We start from the raw sequence: 20,425 nt of genomic DNA on the forward strand, positions 1-20,425 counted from the left end.
GACGAACTCGACGCCACGCTGCCGGACACCGTCTGGCTGGGCGGTTGGTCCATGGGCGGCATGCTTGCGTCCGAGTTGGCCGCACGGCGCGGTGAACGCTGTTGCGGCCTGCTGACGTTGGCGAGCAACCCGTGTTTTGTCGCTCATGACGGTTGGCCGAGCGCGATGCCCGCCGAGACGTTCGATGCGTTCCTTGCCGGTTGCCATGCCGACTCCCAAGTCACGCTCAAGCGCTTCGGCCTGTTGTGCGCCAAGGGGGCCGAGGACCCGCGAGGGTTGTCGCGGCTGCTGGTCAGTGGCGCGCCGCATACGCCCTCCAGTGTGTTGATGCCCGGTCTTGAACTGCTGGCGCAACTGGATACCCGTGCTGCCCTGCAGGCCTATCGCGGCCCGCAGCTTCATCTGTTTGCCGGCCTCGATGGGCTGGTGCCGGCCGAAGCGGCCGGCGATCTCCTGGCCCTGCTGCCGGACGTTGAAATCGGCCTGATTGAACAAGCCGGTCACGCTTTTCTTCTGGAAGATCCCCACGGTGTAGCGGGGGCCATCCAGGCTTTTTTGCATGAGTGCGTTGATGACTGATCTATCCCTGCCTCCATTGCCGGGCGGTTTACCGGACAAGCGCCAGGTGGCGGCGTCCTTTTCCCGTGCGGCAGCCAGTTACGACAGCGTCGCCGAGTTGCAGCGCGCTGTGGGCACTGAGCTGTTGGCTCGTCTACCGCGAACCACAACGCCACAGCGCTGGCTGGACATGGGCTGCGGCACCGGTTTTTTCAGTCGTGTGCTGGCTGAGCGGTTGCCTGATAGCCAAGGTGTGGCGCTGGATATCGCCGAGGGGATGCTCAATCACGCCCGGCCCTTGGGGGGGGCAAGGCATTTCATCGCCGGTGATGCCGAACGCTTGCCGCTTAAAGCCGAGAGCCTGGGGCTGATCTATTCCAGCCTGGCGGTGCAATGGTGTGCGCACTTCGACCTGGTGCTCAGCGAGGCCCGCCGCGTGTTGCAACCCGGTGGTGTGTTGGCGTTCGCGAGTTTGTGTGTGGGTACTTTGGACGAGCTGCGCGAAAGTTGGCGCGCTGCGGATGGCCTGGTGCACGTCAACCGGTTCCGTCCTTTCGAGACGTACCAACGTCTGTGCGCTGCCAGCGGTTTGCGCGTCGTCAGCCTGGAGCGCCAACCCCATGTGCTGCATTACCCGGACGTGCGCAGCCTGACCCACGAACTCAAGGCGTTGGGCGCGCATAACCTCAACCCGGGTCGCCCGGGAGGGTTGACGGGCCGCGCGCGGATTGTTGCACTGGTGGACGCTTACGAGCAGTTCCGCCAGGCCCAGGGCCTGCCCGCCACGTATCAAGTGGTGTACGCCGTACTGGAGAAACCCCTATGAGCGCCGCTTACTTCATCACTGGCACCGACACGGATGTCGGCAAAACCACCATTGCTGCTGGCCTGTTGCATGCGGCACGGCTCGCGGGCAAAAGCACCGCTGCTGGAAAACCGGTGGCGTCGGGTTGCCAGGTCACGCCCAAAGGGTTGCGCAATAGTGATGCGCTGGCGCTGCTGGCCGAATGCTCGTTGCCGTTGACCTATGCCGAGGTCAATCCGGTGGCATTCGAGCCGGCCATTGCGCCGCACCTGGCGGCGCGGGAGGCGGGCGTTGCATTGACCGTGCAATCACTGTTGAAACCGATGCAACACATACTGGCGCAACAAGCGGACTTCACCTTGATCGAAGGCGCGGGCGGCTGGCGGGTGCCCTTGGCCGATCAGGCCAACCTGTCGGACCTGGCCATGGCGCTCAAGCTGCCGGTGATCCTCGTCGTGGGCGTGCGCCTGGGTTGCATCAGTCACGCGTTGCTCACCGCCGAGGCCATCGCCCGGGATGGTTTGCCGCTGGCGGGCTGGGTGGCGAATATCATTGATCCCAAGACCTCTCGTCTGGAAGAAAACCTCGCCACCCTGGCGGAGCGCTTGCCGGCGCCGTGCCTGGGGCGAGTGCCGAAACTCAAGCAGGCCGGGGCCAAAGCCGTGGCCGAGTACCTGGAACTGGACCTGCTTGACTGATTTTGGCTATCACTAAGGCAATATGCCATTAGTGTTTTTGACGGGCCTTTTGCCAGGATGTCTGCTTCAATTCACCTTCACGATTCTCTAAAGGCAGGCTTACGCCATGGAAATCTCTGGAAGCAGCGCGTTTTATTCGGGACTGAGCACCATTCAGACCGGGCAGAACCGTGTCGACCAGGCCGCCGGCAATATTGCCAGCGCCGCGACGACCCAGCCCTCGGACGCACAGAGCGACCGTCTGCAAGCCAACGATCGTGCCCAGCCGAGCAACTCGGCGAGCAACATGGTCGAAATGGCCCAAGGCAAGTTTCAAGTGGAGCTGGGGGCGAAAGTCGCCAAGGCTTCGGATGAAATGCTCGGCACCTTGATCGACACCTACGCTTAATCCTTGCGCATATTAGCTTTTCTGTGGGAGCGGGCTTGCTCGCGAAAGCGGTGGATCAGTCTTTGATGTATTGACTGACACACCGCTTTCGCGAGCAAGCCCGCTCCCACATTTGTTCTGCGTCAACCTAGCGAACTTCTAAACTCATTTAACGTGGCAACCCGCCGCAGGCCTTGCCGTGCGCGGTATTGATTCGCGTCATGACAAATGGCGCCTGGTCGATGCTTGACAACCCAAGGTCGTAAACGTATGTTTCAAACACCTGTTTGACCGCCATAACAAATCCACGCGGTTGTTCATCCCAGATACATCAGCAGAGGTTTATCGCTATGCCTGACTACAAGGCCCCCTTGCGTGATATTCGCTTCGTTCGTGACGAACTGCTCGGTTATGAAGCGCACTATCAGAGCCTGCCGGCTTGCCAGGACGCTACCCCGGACATGGTTGACGCCATCCTCGAAGAAGGCGCCAAGTTCTGTGAGCAAGTGCTGGCACCGTTGAACCGCGTGGGTGACATCGAAGGGTGCACCTGGAGCGAGTCAGGCGTTAAGACCCCTACTGGTTTCAAAGAAGCCTACAAGCAGTTCGTCGAAGGCGGCTGGCCAAGCCTGGCCCACGACGTAGCGCACGGCGGCCAAGGCCTGCCGGAATCCCTGGGCCTGGCCGTCAGCGAGATGGTCGGTGAAGCCAACTGGTCGTGGGGCATGTACCCAGGCCTGTCCCACGGTGCGATGAATACCATCTCCGAGCACGGCACCCCTGAGCAGCAGAACGCCTACCTGACCAAACTGGTGTCGGGTGAATGGACCGGCACCATGTGCCTGACCGAACCGCACTGTGGTACCGACCTGGGTATGTTGCGTACCAAGGCCGAACCTCAGGCTGATGGTTCCTACAAAGTCTCCGGCACCAAGATTTTCATCTCGGCCGGTGAACACGACATGGCCGACAACATCGTCCACATCGTACTGGCCCGCCTGCCGGATGCACCGGCCGGCACCAAAGGTATTTCGCTGTTTATCGTGCCTAAGTTCCTGCCGAATGCAGACGGTTCGATCGGTGAGCGCAACGCGGTGACCTGTGGCTCCCTGGAGCACAAGATGGGTATCCACGGCAACGCCACCTGCGTGATGAACTTCGACGCGGCCACCGGTTTCCTGATCGGCCCGGCGAACAAAGGCCTGAACTGCATGTTCACCTTTATGAACACCGCTCGCCTGGGCACTGCGCTGCAAGGCCTGTCCCACGCCGAGATCGGTTTCCAGGGTGGCCTGAAGTACGCTCGCGACCGCCTGCAAATGCGCTCCCTGACTGGCCCTAAAGCGCCGGACAAGGCTGCTGACCCGATCATCGTGCACCCTGACGTGCGTCGCATGCTGCTGACCATGAAGGCCTTCGCCGAAGGCAACCGTGCGATGGTGTACTTCACCGCCAAGCAGGTGGACATCGTCAAGTACGGCACTGACGACGAAGCCAAGAAACAGGCTGATGGCCTGCTGGCTTTCATGACCCCAATCGCCAAGGCCTTCATGACCGAAGTCGGTTTTGAGTCCGCTAACCACGGTGTGCAGATCTATGGCGGCCACGGTTTTATCGCTGAGTGGGGCATGGAGCAGAACGTTCGCGACAGCCGCATCTCGATGCTGTACGAAGGCACCACCGGCATTCAGGCCCTGGACCTGCTGGGCCGCAAAGTACTGATGACCCAAGGCGAAGCGCTCAAGGGCTTCACCAAGATCGTGCACAAGTTCTGCCAGGCCAACGAAGGTAACGAAGCTGTCAAAGAGTTCGTTGCACCGCTGGCTGCACTGAACAAAGAGTGGGGCGAGTTGACCATGAAGGTCGGCATGGCGGCGATGAAAGATCGTGAAGAAGTCGGTGCTGCCTCGGTGGATTACCTGATGTACTCCGGTTATGCGTGCCTGGCCTACTTCTGGGCCGACATGGCGCGCCTGGCTGCCGAGAAACTGGCTGCCGGCACCACCGAAGAGGCGTTCTACACCGCCAAGCTGCAGACGGCGCGTTTCTACTTCCAGCGTATCCTGCCGCGTACCCGCACTCACGTGGCAACCATGCTGTCGGGCGCCAACAACCTGATGGACATGAAAGAAGAAGACTTCGGCCTGGCTTACTAAGCCATACCGGGTTCTTCAAAAAACCGCCGCTTCCTTGGGAGCGGCGGTTTTTTTATGGGTTGATAAAAAACACAGCAGGGCACTCAGGGATTGCGATCGGCTGCCGTTACAGTGATGGCAATGTGATACGGGTCACATTGAATGTGCTTAACTGTCCGCAGTGAAGGCACTGTGCTATCTATCTGAGCGGGTCGGAGCTTTACCCTTGTCACGCGTGTCCGCTGTACGTTTCAGCCATTTTCTCCCTTCGTTGCTGCTGTTGCTGGCCGGGCTCTCGGCTGCGTACGTCAAAGATCTCAACGTGTTCTTCACCTCGCTGTTCAATGTGCTGCCGACCTTGGTGCTGTTGCTCGGCGGCTCATACTGCGCGGTGTATCGGCGCCAGCGTGAACTGTTCCTGATGATCACGGTGTATGTCGCCTACTTCCTGCTGGACGCTCAGACGGACTTCTACCGCGACAATGGCCGCGTGCGCGAAGACGCTGCGGTGGTGTTTCATCTGTGTAGCCTGCTGTTACCGCTGTTGTTCAGCGTCTACGCGTTGTGGCAGGAGAAGACCCACTTGTTCCGCGACTTCGTCGCCCGTTGTGCGGTGCTCTTCGCCGTGGGTAGCATCGCGCTGGCGCTGGAGCAAAGTTATCCCCAGGCCTTGCTGAACTGGTTGGCGGAGATTCGCTGGCCGGCGCTGCATGGCAACTGGATGAGCCTGATCCAACTCTCCTACCCGATGTTCCTCATCGGCTTCCTGACATTGGCCGCCCAATACTGGTATCAACCGCGCCCGCTACACGCCGCGCAGTTGGTTGGACTGTTGGGGATTTTCTGGATGTTGCCGCAAACCTTCATCCTGCCGTTCACCCTGAACATCATGTGCAGCCAGGTGATGCTGATGATTGCCGCCGGTGTGGCTCACGAGGCCTACCAAATGGCGTTTCGTGATGAACTGACCGGCTTGCCAGGGCGTCGTGCGCTCAACGAACGCATGCAGCGGCTGGGGCGTAACTATGTGCTGGCGATGAGCGACGTCGACCACTTCAAACGCTTCAACGACACCCATGGCCACGATGTGGGCGACCAGGTGTTGCGTCTGGTCGCCAGCAAGCTGTCCAAAGTCAACGGCGGCGGGCGCGCCTATCGTTATGGCGGTGAAGAGTTCGCCGTGGTGTTCGCCGGCAAGACGCTTGATGAATGCATGCCGCACCTGGAAGAAATCCGCGAGATCATTGCCAACTACGACATCAAGTTGCGCAACCCGGACCGTCCCCATGACGATCATCAAGGCCGCCAGCGGCGGGCGGGTAGCGGGGCGTCCAGTGTGTCGGTGACCGTCAGCATTGGCGTGGCCGAACGCCAGGCCGAGCAGCGCACACCGGAAGAGGTGCTCAAGTCCGCTGACCAGGCGCTGTACACAGCCAAGGGCGCTGGGCGTAACTGCGTGGTTGCGGCCGGGCAGACCCGGCGTGGTGCGGTGCGCATGGAGAGCGCTGCCGGTTGAGTGATGGCGGTGTATTCAGCGGTTCTACAGTGATTGTTCGGGGCCGTGGCCGGCAGTAGGTTGAAACCATCTGCTGCCGGAGACATTGCCATGCCTGACTACAAAGCTCCCCTGCGCGACATGCGCTTTCTGATCGACAACGTGTTTGATTTCCACGGCCACTACGCGGCGCTGGGCGCTACGGACGCCACGCCGGACATGGTCAGCGCGATTCTCGAAGAGGGCGCGAAATTCTGCGAAAACGTGCTCGCACCGCTCAACCGCAGCGGTGATGAAGAAGGCTGCCATTTCGACAATGGCGTGGTCACCACCCCCAAAGGCTTCAAGGAAGCCTTCGCCCAGTACGTGGAAGGTGGCTGGCACGGCGTAGCGGCGGACCCGGCCTACGGTGGTCAGGGCTTGCCCCATTCATTGGGCCTGGTACTGAGCGAAATGATCGGTTCCAGCAATACCTCTTGGGGCATGTACCCCGGGCTGACCCACGGCGCCATGTCGGCAATCCACGCCCACGGCACCGAGGAGCAGAAAGCCACTTACCTGAACAAGCTCACCGCCGGCGAGTGGACCGGCACCATGTGCCTGACCGAGGCCCATTGCGGCACCGACCTGGGCCTGATCAAGACCCGTGCCGTGCCCCAGGCGGATGGCAGTTATGCGGTCACCGGCAGCAAGATCTTCATCTCGGCCGGCGAGCACGATATGAGCGCAAACATCATCCATTTGGTATTGGCCAAGCTGCCGGATGCGCCAGCAGGCACCAAAGGCATCTCGTTGTTTATCGTGCCCAAGTTTCATGCGGACTCGGGTGAGCGCAATGCCGTGCACTGTGGTTCCATCGAACACAAAATGGGCATCAAGGGCTCGGCCACCTGTGTGCTGAACTTCGATGGCGCCAAGGGCTTTTTGATTGGCGAGGCGAACAAAGGCCTCAACTGCATGTTCACCATGATGAACCACGCGCGCCTGGGCACGGGCATGCAGGGATTGTGTAATGGCGAAGCGAGTTTCCAGGGCGCGATCAAATACGCCAACGACCGTTTGCAAATGCGCTCGCTGACCGGTGCCAAGGCTCCGGACAACGTTGCCGACCCGATCATCGTACATCCCGACGTGCGGCGCATGCTGCTGACCATGAAGGCGTTCAACGAAGGCAATCGGGCACTGACCTATTTCACCGCACAATTGCTCGATACCGCGCACCTGGGCAGCGATGCCGCCCAGCGCCAGGACGCTGAAGACCTGCTGGCCTTTCTCACCCCGATCTGCAAGGCCTTCATGACCGAAACCGGTCTGGAAGTGACCAATCACGGTATGCAGGTGTTCGGCGGCCACGGCTACATTCGCGAATGGGGTATGGAGCAACTGGCGCGTGATGCGCGGATCGCGCCGATCTATGAAGGCACCAACGGCATCCAGGCCCTCGACTTGCTGGGTCGCAAGGTACTCGGCAGCCAAGGCAAGCTGTTGCGTGGGTTTACCAAGATCGTGCATAAGTTCTGCGCGGCGAATGCCGAGCATCCTCAGCTCAAGGCCCATGTGGAGCAGCTCAACCAACTGAACCAGCAATGGGGCGAGTTGACGATGAAGGTCGGCATGGCGGCGATGAAAAACCCCGACGAAGTGGGCGCGGCGGCCATGGATTACTTGATGTACAGCGGCTACATCATCCTGGCTTATCTGTGGCTGCGCATGGCGATCGCAGCGCAAGGGCAAGACGACGCCGAGTTCGGCAAGGCCAAACTGGCGACTTGCGAGTTCTATTTCAAGCGTTTGCTGCCGCGTACGGCCACTCATCACGCCGCTGTGGAAGCCGGCAGCGAGTGCCTGATGAGTCTGCCTGCGGAGGCATTTGCGCTGCGGTGACTTTAAAATACCAATCGGTCACAAGTGGACCCTATGTGTCTGAAAAGTTGTTCGGGTACACTCGGAGTCTGTAAATCCGATCCTATCGAATCACTTTTCACGTTCTCACGAGGTTTGCCATGGCTGATTACAAAGCGCCGCTGCGTGATATGCGCTTCGTCCTCAACGAAGTTTTTGAGGTCGCCAACACATGGGCCCAATTGCCGGCATTGGCGGACACCGTGGATGCCGAAACCGTTGAGGCTATTCTCGAAGAGGCCGGCAAGGTCACCGCCAAATCCGTCGCGCCGCTCAGCCGCAATGGCGATGAGCAAGGCTGCCGTTGGGTGGATACCGCAGTCAGCACGCCGGATGGCTTCCCCCAAGCCTACAAAACCTACGCCGAAGGCGGTTGGGTGGGCGTAGGTGGTGATCCGCTCTTCGGCGGCATGGGCATGCCCAAAGCCGTATCGGCGCAAGTCGAGGAAATGATCAACTCGTCGAGCCTGGCGTTTGGCCTTTACCCGATGTTGACCTCCGGCGCCTGCGTGTCGATCAATACCCACGCCAGCGAAGAGCTCAAAGCCACTTATCTGCCCAAGATGTACTCTGGTGAGTGGGCCGGTTCCATGTGCCTGACCGAAGCCCATGCGGGCACCGACCTGGGCATGATCCGCACCAAGGCCGAGCCTCAGGCGGACGGTTCCTACAAGGTCAGTGGCACCAAGATCTTTATCACTGGTGGTGAACACGACCTCACCGAAAACATCATCCACTTGGTGCTGGCCAAGCTGCCGGATGCGCCGGCAGGTCCGAAGGGCATTTCGTTGTTCCTGGTGCCGAAGTTCATGGTCAATGCCGACGGCAGCCTGGGCGCACGTAACCCGGTGAGCTGTGGTTCGATCGAACACAAGATGGGCATTCAGGCGTCCGCTACGTGCGTGATGAACTTCGACGAAGCCGTCGGCTTCCTGGTGGGCGAGCCTAACCGTGGTCTGGCGGCGATGTTCACCATGATGAACTACGAGCGCCTGGGGGTTGGCATCCAGGGCTTGGCGTCCGGCGAGCGCTCTTACCAGAACGCGATTGAATACGCGCGCGACCGCCTGCAAAGCCGCGCACCGACCGGTGCCCAAGCCAAGGACAAAGTGGCTGACCCGATCATCGTGCACCCGGACGTGCGCCGTATGCTGCTGACCATGAAGGCTGCAAACGAAGGCGGCCGTGCGTTCTCCACTTACGTGGCGACGCAATTGGATATCGCCAAGTTCAGCGAAGATGCCGCCACCCGCGAGCGCGCCGATAACCTGGTGGCGCTGTTGACCCCGGTGGCCAAGGCCTTCCTCACCGACCTGGGCCTGGAAACCACCGTACTTGGGCAACAAGTGTTCGGCGGCCATGGCTACATCCGTGAGTGGGGCCAGGAACAATTGGTGCGCGATGTGCGTATCACCCAGATCTACGAAGGTACCAACGGCATTCAGGCGCTGGACTTGATGGGGCGCAAGATCGTGGGCAGTGGTGGCAAGTACTACACCCTGTTCGCCGAAGAAATCCGCCAGTTCATCGCCACTGCAGATGCCGACCTGGCCGAGTTCACCCGCCCGCTCAGCGCAGCGGTGGATAACCTGGATGAATTGACCGCTTGGGTGCTGGACCGCGCCAAGACCAACCCGAATGAAATCGGTGCGGCCTCGGTGGAATACCTGCACGCCTTTGGCTACATGGCTTATGCCTATATGTGGGCGCGCATGGCCAAGGCCGCGTTGGGCAAGGAGGCTGACGAAGACTTCTACGCCAGCAAACTGGGCACCGCACGCTTCTACTTCGCGCGCTTGTTGCCACGCATCCACTCGCTGAGTGTGTCGGTTAAAGCCGGTAGCGAATCGCTGTTTTTGCTGGATGAGGCACTGTTCTAAGGGTTGGGAGGGCGTGTAAGCATTCTCTTACATGACGTGCTGCTATTCGTCCTCTATCGCCATATTGGATCCACGGATAATCTACTTCACATGGACGTCGCGCAGGAAGCGCAAAGCAACAACACGGACACGTAGGATTCTGCCAGGACGGCGGAGTGAAATGGATGTCAGGGAAACAGTCTGCAAAGCCCCGCTTCGGCGGGGTTTTCTTTTGCCCGCGAAAAAGTCAGGCGCTGGCCTGCGGGGCATTCATCACGTCTTCCAGTAACGTGCGCAACAAGGCCACGGTCGCCTGCTGGCGCTGTAGATCACGGCACACCAACCCCACTTTCAACGGCACTCTGGGCTCACTCAAGGGTTTCCACAGCAACGCCTTGCTGTTGTGTTCGTCCTGTGAGCGCCCCGGCAGCACCGTGGCCAGTTTGGTGTGGGGCAAGCTGTCGAGAATGCCCACCATGGTGTTGAGCTCTGCCTGTACTTGCGGACGTCGTCCGAGGTTGGACAGTTGGCCCTGCCAGATCTGCCGCACCTGGAACTCTTCGCCCAACAGCAACATCGGCAACTCCGCGGCCTGCTTCAACGAGACTTTCTTGAATTCACGCAGGGGATGATCGTCGGGGATGACCACCTTCAATTCATCTTCATACAACAGTGCGCCATGTAGCCCCGGCTGGCGTGGCGGCAGGTAGCTGATGCCAATGTCCAGCGACCCGTTGAGCAGGCGACGTTCAATCTCAAGCCCGGTCAATTCGTAGATTTGCACCACCAGATGGGGTTGCGCCTTACGCACACGTTCCAGCATTTGCGGCACCAGGCTGGTGTGCACTGTCTGCAGCACGCCAATGGCCAAGGTACGCATCGCCTGGCCCTTGAAGTTGCCCAGGGCTTCGACGGCTTGTTGCATGCCATCGATCAGCGGCAAGGCATGGTTGTACAACGTATGAGCGGCAAGGGTGGGTAACAGGCGCTTGCTGCTGCGTTCGAACAGGCTCACATCCAGGTTCTGTTCCAACTGGCGAATCTGTTGCGACAACGCCGGTTGAGAGATCGATAGACGCTCTGCGGCACGACCTACATGGCCTTCCTCATACACCGCGACGAAATAACGCAGTTGCTTGAAATCCATAAGACTTACTTATCGAAAAAGCTGGAAAATCGAAATGGCCGTTGGGCCCCGAGACGCCTAGTCTAGCGCCTATTCGCAGGGCTTACAGGGCCGGATCGGGCAATGAACAGTGTTTATGTTGATAGCGTTTGCATAGGCAAGACAAAAAACCTTCATGCAGTGTTGGTGCGCTGCACCGACCAAGGTCCGGTTGCTATTGGAGGTGAGCTGTGAACCTGTTCCGTCGCCCCGCGCCGAGCCTGGACGATCTGATTCTGGACGCGGCTGGCAATAATCCTTCCAGCGAATGCCTGATGCCCACCGTTGCGCGCCCGCCGCAGGTATTCGTACGCGGCCAGGGTTCCTGGCTGTGGGACAGCGATGACCGGGCCTATCTGGATTTCAGTCAAGGCAACGGGGCCAACAGCCTCGGCCACAGCCCGCAGGTACTGATCCAGGCACTGGCCGATCAGACTCAAGCGCTGATCAATCCGGGTATTGGTCTGCACAACCGCACCCTGCTCAACCTCGTCGATCGCCTGTGCCAGCGTACTGGCAGTGACCAGGGTTATCTGCTCAACAGCGGTTCGGAGGCCTGCGAAGCTGCAATCAAGTTGGCGCGCAAATGGGGCCAGCTGCATCGTGGTGGCGCCTATCACATCATTACCGCCAGCAGTGGTAGCCATGGTCGCAGTTTCGCGGCCATGGCGGCCTCGACGGGAACTAGCGGCAACCGCTTTGAGCCGTCATTGCCGGGCTTCAGCCATGTCCCCTTCAACGACCTGCCGGCCCTGCATGCAGCAGTGGATGCTCAGACTGTCGCCATCATGCTCGAACCGATTCAGGCCCAAGCCGGTGTGATCGCGGCCACCGAGCATTACCTCAAAGGCGTGGAGCGCCTGTGCCGTGAGCTGGGCATTCTGTTGATTCTCGATGAAGTGCAAACCGGTATCGGCCGTTGCGGCACTCTGCTCGCCGAACAGCAATACGGCGTGCGTGCCGACATCATCACCCTCGGCAAAGGCCTGGGCGGCGGTGTGCCATTGGCGGTGTTGCTGGCGCGTGGCAAAGCCTGCTGCTTCGACGTCGGCGAGTTGGAGGGCACCCATCATGGCAACGCGCTGATGGCATCCGCCGGACTGGCGGTGCTCGATACCGTGCTGGAGCACGGTTTCCTGGCGCATGTGCATGAGTCCGGTCTTTATCTCGGCGAAGGGCTCGCTCGCCTGGCCTACCGCTATGACCACGGTCAATTACGCGGTCAGGGACTGATGTGGGGACTGACATTGTCGGATGATTCGGCGGATGCCGTGGTAAAGGCAGCCCTGCACGAAGGCTTGATCCTTACAGCCCCGCAGCCCGATTGCCTGCGTTTCACTCCGGCCCTGACCATGAGCAAAAGCAATATCGACGAAATGCTCCTGCGCCTGGCCCGTGCCTTCTCCCGCGTGCGCACCGCACAGCTGCAATGCCGCAAGGGCATCGCCGTTTAAACCCTCATTCCTGAACCGTCTCGCGGCATACGCGGCGCCTCCAGCCTGATTCTTTTGGCTGGGGGCGTTTTTTTGTCTGCGAAATTTTTGGACTGACATTGTTGATTGAGCATCAGTGAAAACAATGGCTTTTTAGCGGGCGCCGGCAAGGACTGCCGACGGGACGCGGAGCGTTTTAGCGTGCTTCATTTCTAATCTGTACCACTGGGTGGTATGTTTGTGGGAAGGGATATCCATGAGGCTTAGGTTGTTCAAAACCCGTAATTTTGCTGATGCGGCGAGCAGAGCCTGGATCTGTGATTCTGAGTTAAGGGAAGCGTTTGGCGAATTGCTCAAGGGCCAAGCGGATAATCTGGGAGGTGGGGTTTGGAAGAAGCGCCTGAAGGAGAACCGGCATCGCTCCATTGTGTTGGCAAAGGGCCGACATTACTGGGTATATCAATCTCTTTTTGATAAGCAGAGGCAGAGCAATATCAGTCCTAAGGAATTGGATAGGCTTCGAGCGTTGGCTAAGGCCTATGAGAACTTAAGTGAAGCACAGCTCCGATGCCTTCTGGAAACCAAGGATTTTGTGGAGATACATCATGACCAAAAAATATGAAAGCGAAGTACTTGAGTCTGTTCACCAGTCAGCCCTGGCACTGTACGCAATTGGCGCCATCAACAAAACCACCCTTCGTGAATATGACGAGGCGTGCTTGTCTGCGGTCCCTGAGCAAATCCCGGCCGAACAAATCAAGCAGCTTCGTGAAAGCAGCCATGTGAGCCAACCTGTGTTCGCCCGCTACCTGAACACCAGCGCGTCCACAGTGAAAAAATGGGAATCTGGCGAGAAACAACCCAGCGGCATGGCGCTCAAGTTGCTGAGTATCGTGAAGAAGCACGGCTTGGAGATTCTCGCCTGACAGTGGCCCAACGCCAGATCCCACTGAACCCTCACGAACCCCCAAGGTCGATTAGCTATACGGCTCACACGAGCCGACTTTCTGGAGCTGACCCCATGGATTTCATTCGTATCATCATCGCCATTCTGTTGCCGCCACTGGGTGTGTTCCTGCAAGTGGGATTCGCCGGCGCGTTCTGGCTGAACATCCTGCTGACCTTGTGTGGTTACTTCCCGGGCATCATCCACGCGGTGTACATCATCGCCAAGCGCTGAGTCCGTCAGCCTTTTGCGATGAGCCGGGAGTTGCGCTCATTGCGAAAGGCCAGTTGCTCGATGGTCTGGGTCGCGTGTTCGGCTTCTTCCCGGGCTTGAAGGATAATGCCGTGCTGCTCGGACTTGCTGCACACCGGGTCGGCGTTGCTGGCATCCCCTGTGAGCATGAACGCCTGGCAGCGACAGCCGCCGAAGTCCTTTTCCTTTTCATCGCATGAGCGGCACGGTTCGGGCATCCAGTCGTAGCCACGAAAACGGTTGAAGCCAAATGAGTCGTACCAGATGTGCTGCATGCTGTGGTCGCGCACATTGGGAAATTGCACCGGCATCTGTCGGGCGCCGTGGCAGGGCAGGGCAGTGCCGTCTGGTGTCACTGTCAGAAAGATGCTGCCCCAGCCGTTCATGCACGCCTTTGGGCGCTCTTCGTAGTAATCCGGCGTGACGAAGATCAGCTTGCACGGGTGGCCTTCGGCTTCCAGTTTGGCGCGGTATTCGTTGGTGATGCGCTCGGCGTGCACCAACTGTTCCCGGGTCGGCAACAGCCCCACACGATTGAGTTGCGCCCAGCCGTAGAACTGGCAGGTGGCGAGCTCCACGAAGTCGGCTTCCAGCGCGATGCACAGCTCGATGATGCGGTCGATCTTGTCGATATTGTGCCGATGGGTGACAAAGTTCAGCACCATCGGGTAGCCGTGGGCTTTCACTGCACGGGCCATTTCCAATTTTTGCGCGAAGGCTTTTTTCGAGCCGGCCAGCAGGTTGTTCACCTGTTCGTCGCTGGCTTGGAAGCTGATCTGGATATGGTCCAGGCCGGCCTTCTTGAAGTCGCTGATCTTCTGTTCGGTGAGACCGATGCCGGAGGTGATCAGGTTGGTGTAGAACCCAAGCTTGCGAGCCTCGGCGATCAGCTCTGCCAAGTCCTGGCGCACCAGCGGTTCACCGCCGGAAAACCCCAGTTGTGCGGCGCCCATTTCCCGCGCTTCGCGAAACACCTTGATCCACTGCTCGGTGCTCAGTTCCTTGCCTTGCTCGGCGAAATCCAGCGGGTTGGAGCAATACGGGCACTGCAACGGGCAACGGTAAGTCAGTTCGGCGAGCAGCCACAGTGGCAGGCCGACCGCGGGTTTTTCAGGCAAGGGTGATCCAGTGCTCAGCACGGGCGACCTCCATGAATTGCTCGATGTCTTCACCGAGCTCAGGCACGCCGGGGAATTGTTTATCCAGCTCGGCAATGATCGCGGCTACATCACGCTCGCCGTCGATCAAGCCACCGATCAAGGCGGCGCTATCGTTGAGCTTGATCATGCCTTCGGGATAGAGCAACACATGGCCCTTTTGTGCGGGCTCGTACTGGTAGCGATAGCCCTGGCGCCAGGCGGGTTTCTTGCTGCGATCAAAGCTCATAGGGTGATCCCTTTATGCCACACCCGTTGCTCGGTCACGCTGTGATAGGGCGGGCGGTTGAGTTCATAGGCCATGCTCATGGCGTCCAGCATGCTCCACAAAATATCCAGTTTGAACTGGAGAATTTCCAGCATGCGCTCCTGGCCCTCGCGGGTGGTGTAGTGCTGCAGAGTGATCGCCAAACCGTGTTCCACGTCGCGACGGGCCTGGCCCAGGCGTGTGCGGAAATACTCGTAGCCAGCCGGGTCGATCCACGGGTAATGCTGTGGCCAGCTGTCGAGGCGCGACTGGTGGATCTGCGGCGCGAACAGCTCGGTCAGCGAACTGCTGGCCGCTTCCTGCCAACTGGCACGACGGGCGAAGTTGACGTAGGCATCCACCGCAAAGCGCACGCCGGGCAACACCAGTTCCTGGGAACGTAGTTGGTCTGGGTCCAGGCCGACGGCTTGGCCCAGGCGCAGCCAGGCTTCGATGCCGCCATCTTCACCCGGAGCACCGTCGTGGTCGAGCAGACGCTGGATCCACTCGCGGCGGATTTCGCGGTCCGGGCAGTTGGCCAGGATCGCGGCGTCTTTCAGGGGGATGTTCACCTGATAGTAGAAACGGTTGGCGACCCAGCCCTGGATCTGCTCACGGGTGGCGCGGCCTTCGTACATCGCTACGTGATACGGGTGATGGATATGGTAGAAGGCACCCTTGGCCCGCAGGGCGGCTTCGAATTCAGCGGTGGTCAACGGCGTGTCAGTCATTTCGATCACTCCTACAATTCGATGCTCATGCCGTCGTAAGCCACTTCGACATTGCGTCGCACCAACTCGGCCCGCTCGGGGGAGTCTTCATCAAGGATCGGGTTGGTGTTGTTGATGTGGATAAGTACCTTGCGCTGCTTGGGCAACTGTTCCAGTACTTCAAGCATGCCGCCTGGGCCGTTCTGCGCCAGGTGACCCATCTCGCGACCCGTGCGCGTGCCGACGCCACGGCGCTGCATTTCATCGTCATCCCACATCGTGCCGTCCACCAGCAGGCAGTCGCTGCCGGCCATGATCTCCAGCAGCGGTGCGTCGACCTTGCCCAGGCCTGGGGCGTAGAACAGTTTTCCGCCGGTGCGCAGGTCTTCGACGATCAGGCCGATGTTGTCACCTGGGTGCGGGTCGAAGCGATGCGGCGAGTAAGGCGGCGCCGCGCTGCGCAGTGGCAGTGGCGTGAAACGCAGGTTGGGGCAGGCGGGTATGGTGAAACTAGTGTCCAACTCGATGCGATTCCAGGCCAGGCCGCCGTTCCAGTGGGTGAGCATGGTGAACAGCGGGAAGCCGGTGCTGAGGTCTTCATGGACCATGTCGGTGCACCACACCTGGTGCGGGCAGCCTTCGCGCAGGCTCAGCAGGCCAGTGGTGTGGTCGATCTGGCTGTCCATCAGGATGATTGCGCTGATGCCCGTATCACGCAGGGCGCGGCCAGGCTGCATTGGCGCGAAGCCTTGCAGTTGCGCGCGGATATCCGGCGAGGCATTGCACAGCACCCAATTCACGCCATCGTCGGAGATCGCGATGGACGACTGGGTGCGTGCCTGGGCATTTAGGCTGCCGTCACGAAAGCCCGCGCAGTTCACGCAGTTGCAGTTCCACTGCGGGAAGCCACCGCCGGCGGCGGAACCTAGAATCTGGACAAACATGGTCGCTCCATCAAGCAAAGCTCAAAACAAAAACGCCCCGGGCGAACCGAGGCGTTGTATTACCCAGCGGATTAACGGCTGGCGAAGTACATGGTGACTTCGAAACCGATGCGCAGATCAGTGTAAGCAGGTTTGGACCAGGTCATATTCATACTCCTACCAAGGGATGGGCGTTCACTACCAAGTAATACATATAGTCCACCTCCTATCGGAGATGTTCAGGTACTGCGTATGAATATTACGCAATTCTTTTCAAGTTAGCGCTGTCTCGAAGGAAAAAGCCTGTTGCAGGGTTGGCAATGATCAGTCCGCTGTTTGCCAGGAGTCGTTGATGCGTGGGCCGTTGGCTACACAGCGCCAGCCGCCTGTGGCGCTGTTGAGTTGCTCGGCGGCGTGCAGTAAGTCCTTGCGCGTGCAGGTTTGGATCAGTATTTGAAGCTGTTCCAGATAATCCGATGGATGGCCGGCCAACTGGGCATGCCAGAGCAGGTCGGCGACCTGTGTGACAGGTAATGCCGTGAACTGCTGAGCCAGCTTCTGGCCGCCCAGGTCGGCGCTATGCTCGATCAACGACGGTAGCTGCTTCAGGAAGGCTTGCAGGTGATCGACGATTCCAGCGAGGGAAACACTGGGGGACTGCACCCCAAACAGCAGCCCGGTTTGCCCGTTGATCTGTCGGATGCCACTGAATACGGCGTAGCCGATTTGTTGTTCGACGCGCAGGTGTTGGTAGAACGGCCCCTGGAGCAGGTGCCCGAGCAGGCGCCATGCCGCATCATCCGCTAGTGATTGCGTTGGCGTTGGGCAAAGCAATAGCAAGGCGGCTTCGCTGGAGTCGATTTTCACCTCATGCCAGAGGTGTTGGCCGCCGATGGTCTGGGGTTGGTGCTCGATGTTTGCCGATTGCCCGGGCAAGCGTGCGGCGGCGGTTTTGATGGCGGCTTCGCACACAGCAGGCAAACCCAGACCCAGCCCTTGCCAGCGCGCGGTGGCCCACGACACTGGCGTCTCGCGGGTCTCGGAGCAAGTACCCGCACAGCAGGCCGGCAGCGCCTTGAGCAGTTCTCGGATGGCGATCATCGGCGCTGCGTTGATGGGGGCCAAGGGTTCTACGGGCAGGTTCAGGTCGCGTGCCAAGGCTTCGAGCACGGCCGGCATCGGCTCGTGAAGGCCGACCATCTTCACCCGCCAATCATTGGCGAAGGTTTCGAACGATAACTCGACACCCGCCTGATGGGCGTTCTCCCGCAACGACTGCAACGCGTTTTCCAGACCGGCAGGTACGCTTGAATCAAATCGCCAATGCAAATACAGCGCGCCTTCATCAGTGTCATCCGCCAAGGCTTTGCTGAAGGTCAGCGCCGAGACCTCGCGTCGTCCTCGCGAGCGGTCCTGGGCAAAGGTGCGCAAGCCTCGGTGGGCGCTGGTCTGGCCGCGAATCAGGCCGGCGCGTTCTTCTTTGACGGGCGGACGCAGGAAGGGGTTGTTGGGGGGCAGTCGCCAAGTGTGTTGAGCGGGTTTCAGGTGCAGTGAGTCAAGCAATGCCTTCAAGCTTGCGACGCTCTGTTCCGTGAGTTCCTCGCTTTCATGTCGCGCCAAGGCGAGAGCACCTTGGACCTGGAGCTGGCGTTCCGTCAGCAGGGCGAACTCTTCGCGCAACGAAGTCCAGTCACTGTGCGCGAAAAAGCTCAGCCAGTCGTGCAGCAACGCCTCGATCTGGGCTGCCGAATCGCCCTCGGCGTCGAGGGTCAAGTCGATATCCAGCAGTGCCTGCCCCGCGAACTGATAAAGCACGGAGGCATGCAGTGCGTTGGCCAGCTTTCGTGTTTTCAGCTCAGCCAGCAATCCGCCCGGTGCCGAGCTGTTGAGCCAGGTACAGAGAAAATCCAGGGATTCGCGTGGCGCATCGCAAGCAATGATGTGGTGCAGGTGGCCATTGGCAATCTGTTGATGGCGCCTTGTCTGGCCAGGCATCAGCGCAGGCGGAGCGGCTTGGGGATGCCAAGCCCCCGAGATCAGTTGATCGCTGAAGCGCCGCGCCAGGATTTCGAGTTCTGCCAACGGCTGCGGGCCGGCAATGCTCAATGTCATCTGCCCGCTCTGATAGAACCCGGTATGGAACTCCCGCAATGCCTGCTGAAAGGCCTCACGCTCCACCGGCAGGCTGTCGCGATTGCCTGCATGAAAGCCTCGTAGCGGATGATCAGGCGCCAAGCCTTGCATCAGCGCGACCTGCTGTTGTGCCTTGGCATCCTGGGACCAGGCAACAAACTCCGCGTGCAGCACTTCGCGTTCGCGCAGTTGATCTTCAATTGCCAGGCGCGGATGAGCCAACATATCGGCCAGTCGCTCAAGCCCGTCGGCGAAGGTCGAAACAGGCAGTTCAAAAAAGAAGTCCGTGGTGCGCTCGCGAGTGCTGGCGTTGACCAGCCCGCCATGACGCTGCACATAGGCCATCAAGCCTTCGCTGACAGGAAAGCGTGTGGTGCCCAGAAACAACAAATGCTCAAGAAAATGTGCCAGCCCCGGCCACGCCAATGGCACGTCATGACTACCGGCAGCCACCCGCAAGGCAGCAGCACAACGCTTCAAGCGTGGCGCGTGGCGTAGGGAAACGCGCAGGCCGTTGGCCAGGGTCAGTTGAAGGTGATGAGGGTGAGCCGGCGCAGGCATGGGCACTTCCGAAACGTAGGATGTGCCCATGTTAACAAACCGGTCGGATCAGGGCTTATTCAGCGTGTTGTACAGTTCGGGGCGACGGTCTTGAAGATAGTGGTTGGCGGCACGGGCATCGAAGATCGCCTGCCGATCCAGCGTGCCGACAATCAACGCCTCATCCAGGCCCGCCTGGGCGATCCGCTGACCATTCGGTGCGGCAATGCTGCTTTGCCCGCAGTAGTGAATCTCGTCTTCATGTCCGCAATAGTTGGCATAGGCCACATAGCACTGGTTTTCGAAGGCCCGCGCCCGCACGGTGACGTCGGCGACAAAATCGAACGGCGCCATATTGGCGGTGGGCACCAGGATCAGCTCGGCACCGGCGAGGGCCAGGCGCCGGGTATTTTCCGGAAACTCCAAGTCGTAGCAGATCAGGAACCCCAGCTTCCAGCCATTCAACTCCACCAGTGGGAAATCATCTTCCCCGGCGCTGAACATCGAGTGGTCCAGATCACCGAACAGATGAGTCTTGCGGTAGTTGCACAAGCGTTGGCCGTTGGCGTCGATCAATTGCACGGCGTTGTAGATCTGCCCGTCCTTGGCGCGCTCGGGATAGCCGTACAGAATCGCCAGTCCGGCGCTTTTCGCCAGCGCCGCAATGACTTGTGCCGACGGCCCGTCCTGAGCTTCGGCCAGCGCACCGACGGCTTCGACGCCGATGTTGTAGCCGCTGAGGAACATCTCTGGCAGCACCAGCACATCGGCACCCGTCGCCTCATGTGCCAAGTGGTGCAGGCGCTTGAGATTACCGGCCACATCCAGTGGCAGTGGTGGGCATTGGTACAAGGCAACGCGCATGCTCAACTCCTCAATCTGCCAGGGCAATCGGCCCGATTTCGTCAAACACATCGCCCGGGCCTGGGTTTTCCGGATGAGTGCTGCCGCCGAAGTGGGTCATGATGCCCCACACTGCGTTCAGCGAGGTCTGTACCGCACCTTCTACCCAGGCCGGGGTCCAGGACACGTCGTCGCCGGCGATAAAAATCCCACGTTGTTCGGCGGGCATATCCTTCTGCATGAAGTGCGCATACATC

20 protein-coding genes and 1 pseudogene are annotated in these 20,425 nt (G+C 59.8%); 12 read left to right on the forward strand and 9 right to left on the reverse strand.

Translation table 11 applies throughout. The features are described from left to right. From ACRESD_RS04835 to ACRESD_RS04870, 8 genes are all read left to right on the forward strand, one after another. The coding region (locus ACRESD_RS04835) for an alpha/beta fold hydrolase (RefSeq protein ID WP_431749882.1) at window positions 1–579 on the forward strand (579 nt) is incomplete at its 5' end. Next, on the forward strand, window positions 572–1,384 hold the full coding sequence (gene bioC, locus ACRESD_RS04840) for a malonyl-ACP O-methyltransferase BioC (protein WP_431749883.1): 813 nt from the start codon (window positions 572–574) through the stop codon (window positions 1,382–1,384). The genes ACRESD_RS04835 and bioC, both read left to right, overlap by 8 nt. Continuing rightward, window positions 1,381–2,061 (forward strand): dethiobiotin synthase, encoded by a 681-nt coding sequence (gene bioD, locus ACRESD_RS04845; protein WP_431749884.1) that lies wholly within the window; start codon window positions 1,381–1,383, stop codon window positions 2,059–2,061. The genes bioC and bioD overlap by 4 nt, the downstream gene beginning before the upstream one ends. A 106-nt stretch (window positions 2,062–2,167) precedes the next feature. After that, the gene (locus ACRESD_RS04850; protein WP_431749885.1) at window positions 2,168–2,449 is read left to right on the forward strand and encodes a pyrroloquinoline quinone biosynthesis protein PqqE; all 282 of its coding nucleotides are present in this window, start codon (window positions 2,168–2,170) and stop codon (window positions 2,447–2,449) included. Between the two features lie 329 nt (window positions 2,450–2,778). Next, a complete protein-coding gene (locus ACRESD_RS04855) occupies window positions 2,779–4,584 on the forward strand; it encodes a phenylacyl-CoA dehydrogenase (protein ID WP_431749886.1) in 1,806 nt (601 codons plus the stop codon). Window positions 4,585–4,789: 205 nt separating this feature from the next. Next, window positions 4,790–6,079 (forward strand): diguanylate cyclase, encoded by a 1,290-nt coding sequence (locus ACRESD_RS04860; protein WP_431749887.1) that lies wholly within the window; start codon window positions 4,790–4,792, stop codon window positions 6,077–6,079. A gap of 90 nt (window positions 6,080–6,169) precedes the next feature. Next, window positions 6,170–7,942 carry an acyl-CoA dehydrogenase C-terminal domain-containing protein gene (locus ACRESD_RS04865; RefSeq protein WP_431749888.1) on the forward strand — a complete coding sequence of 591 codons (1,773 nt, stop codon included), beginning with the start codon at window positions 6,170–6,172 and terminating at the stop codon, window positions 7,940–7,942. Between the two features lie 119 nt (window positions 7,943–8,061). Further along, the gene (locus ACRESD_RS04870) at window positions 8,062–9,840 is read left to right on the forward strand and encodes an acyl-CoA dehydrogenase C-terminal domain-containing protein (protein ID WP_431749889.1); all 1,779 of its coding nucleotides are present in this window, start codon (window positions 8,062–8,064) and stop codon (window positions 9,838–9,840) included. A gap of 226 nt (window positions 9,841–10,066) precedes the next feature. On the opposite strand, the gene ACRESD_RS04875 is transcribed toward ACRESD_RS04870, so the two are convergent. Continuing rightward, complete coding sequence (locus ACRESD_RS04875) at window positions 10,067–10,966, reverse strand: LysR family transcriptional regulator (RefSeq protein WP_431749890.1); 900 nt, start codon at window positions 10,964–10,966, stop codon at window positions 10,067–10,069. Window positions 10,967–11,175: 209 nt separating this feature from the next. Between ACRESD_RS04875 and ACRESD_RS04880 the strand changes: the two genes are divergently transcribed. From ACRESD_RS04880 to ACRESD_RS04895, 4 genes are all read left to right on the forward strand, one after another. Next, window positions 11,176–12,438 (forward strand): aspartate aminotransferase family protein, encoded by a 1,263-nt coding sequence (locus ACRESD_RS04880; RefSeq protein WP_431749891.1) that lies wholly within the window; start codon window positions 11,176–11,178, stop codon window positions 12,436–12,438. Window positions 12,439–12,673: 235 nt separating this feature from the next. Further along, window positions 12,674–13,039, forward strand: coding sequence for a type II toxin-antitoxin system RelE/ParE family toxin (locus ACRESD_RS04885; RefSeq protein WP_431749892.1), 366 nt, complete (start codon window positions 12,674–12,676; stop codon window positions 13,037–13,039). Continuing rightward, window positions 13,023–13,343, forward strand: coding sequence for a helix-turn-helix domain-containing protein (locus ACRESD_RS04890; protein ID WP_431749893.1), 321 nt, complete (start codon window positions 13,023–13,025; stop codon window positions 13,341–13,343). Before ACRESD_RS04885 ends, ACRESD_RS04890 begins: the two co-directional genes overlap by 17 nt. A gap of 95 nt (window positions 13,344–13,438) precedes the next feature. After that, window positions 13,439–13,597, forward strand: a complete 159-nt coding sequence (locus ACRESD_RS04895; RefSeq protein ID WP_024077743.1) for a YqaE/Pmp3 family membrane protein — start codon at window positions 13,439–13,441, stop codon at window positions 13,595–13,597. A gap of 5 nt (window positions 13,598–13,602) precedes the next feature. On the opposite strand, the gene pqqE is transcribed toward ACRESD_RS04895, so the two are convergent. The 8 genes and pseudogenes from pqqE to ACRESD_RS04935 all read right to left on the reverse strand — a co-directional run. Beyond that, window positions 13,603–14,733: a pyrroloquinoline quinone biosynthesis protein PqqE gene (gene pqqE / locus ACRESD_RS04900; protein ID WP_431749894.1), complete on the reverse strand. Its 1,131-nt coding sequence runs from the start codon at window positions 14,731–14,733 to the stop codon at window positions 13,603–13,605. Continuing rightward, a complete protein-coding gene (pqqD, locus tag ACRESD_RS04905) occupies window positions 14,726–15,001 on the reverse strand; it encodes a pyrroloquinoline quinone biosynthesis peptide chaperone PqqD (protein WP_016972364.1) in 276 nt (91 codons plus the stop codon). The genes pqqE and pqqD overlap by 8 nt, the downstream gene beginning before the upstream one ends. Then, window positions 14,998–15,750, reverse strand: coding sequence for a pyrroloquinoline-quinone synthase PqqC (gene pqqC, locus ACRESD_RS04910; RefSeq protein ID WP_010207005.1), 753 nt, complete (start codon window positions 15,748–15,750; stop codon window positions 14,998–15,000). The genes pqqD and pqqC overlap by 4 nt, the downstream gene beginning before the upstream one ends. A gap of 11 nt (window positions 15,751–15,761) precedes the next feature. Further along, window positions 15,762–16,673, reverse strand: a complete 912-nt coding sequence (gene pqqB / locus ACRESD_RS04915) for a pyrroloquinoline quinone biosynthesis protein PqqB (RefSeq protein ID WP_431749895.1) — start codon at window positions 16,671–16,673, stop codon at window positions 15,762–15,764. Window positions 16,674–16,744: 71 nt separating this feature from the next. Beyond that, on the reverse strand, window positions 16,745–16,819 hold the full coding sequence (gene pqqA, locus ACRESD_RS04920; protein ID WP_003194766.1) for a pyrroloquinoline quinone precursor peptide PqqA: 75 nt from the start codon (window positions 16,817–16,819) through the stop codon (window positions 16,745–16,747). Between the two features lie 157 nt (window positions 16,820–16,976). Beyond that, entirely contained in the window at window positions 16,977–19,346 is a 2,370-nt protein-coding gene (pqqF, locus tag ACRESD_RS04925; protein WP_431749897.1) for a pyrroloquinoline quinone biosynthesis protein PqqF, read from the reverse strand. Window positions 19,347–19,394: 48 nt separating this feature from the next. After that, entirely contained in the window at window positions 19,395–20,189 is a 795-nt protein-coding gene (locus ACRESD_RS04930) for a carbon-nitrogen hydrolase family protein (protein WP_431749896.1), read from the reverse strand. 10 nt (window positions 20,190–20,199) lie between these two features. Then, window positions 20,200–20,425, reverse strand: a pseudogene (locus tag ACRESD_RS04935) (amine oxidase); the annotation flags it as partial.

The sequence above is a fragment of the Pseudomonas sp. genome (genome assembly GCF_050739995.1).
In the GTDB taxonomy this organism is placed as follows: Bacteria; Pseudomonadota; Gammaproteobacteria; order Pseudomonadales; family Pseudomonadaceae; genus Aquipseudomonas.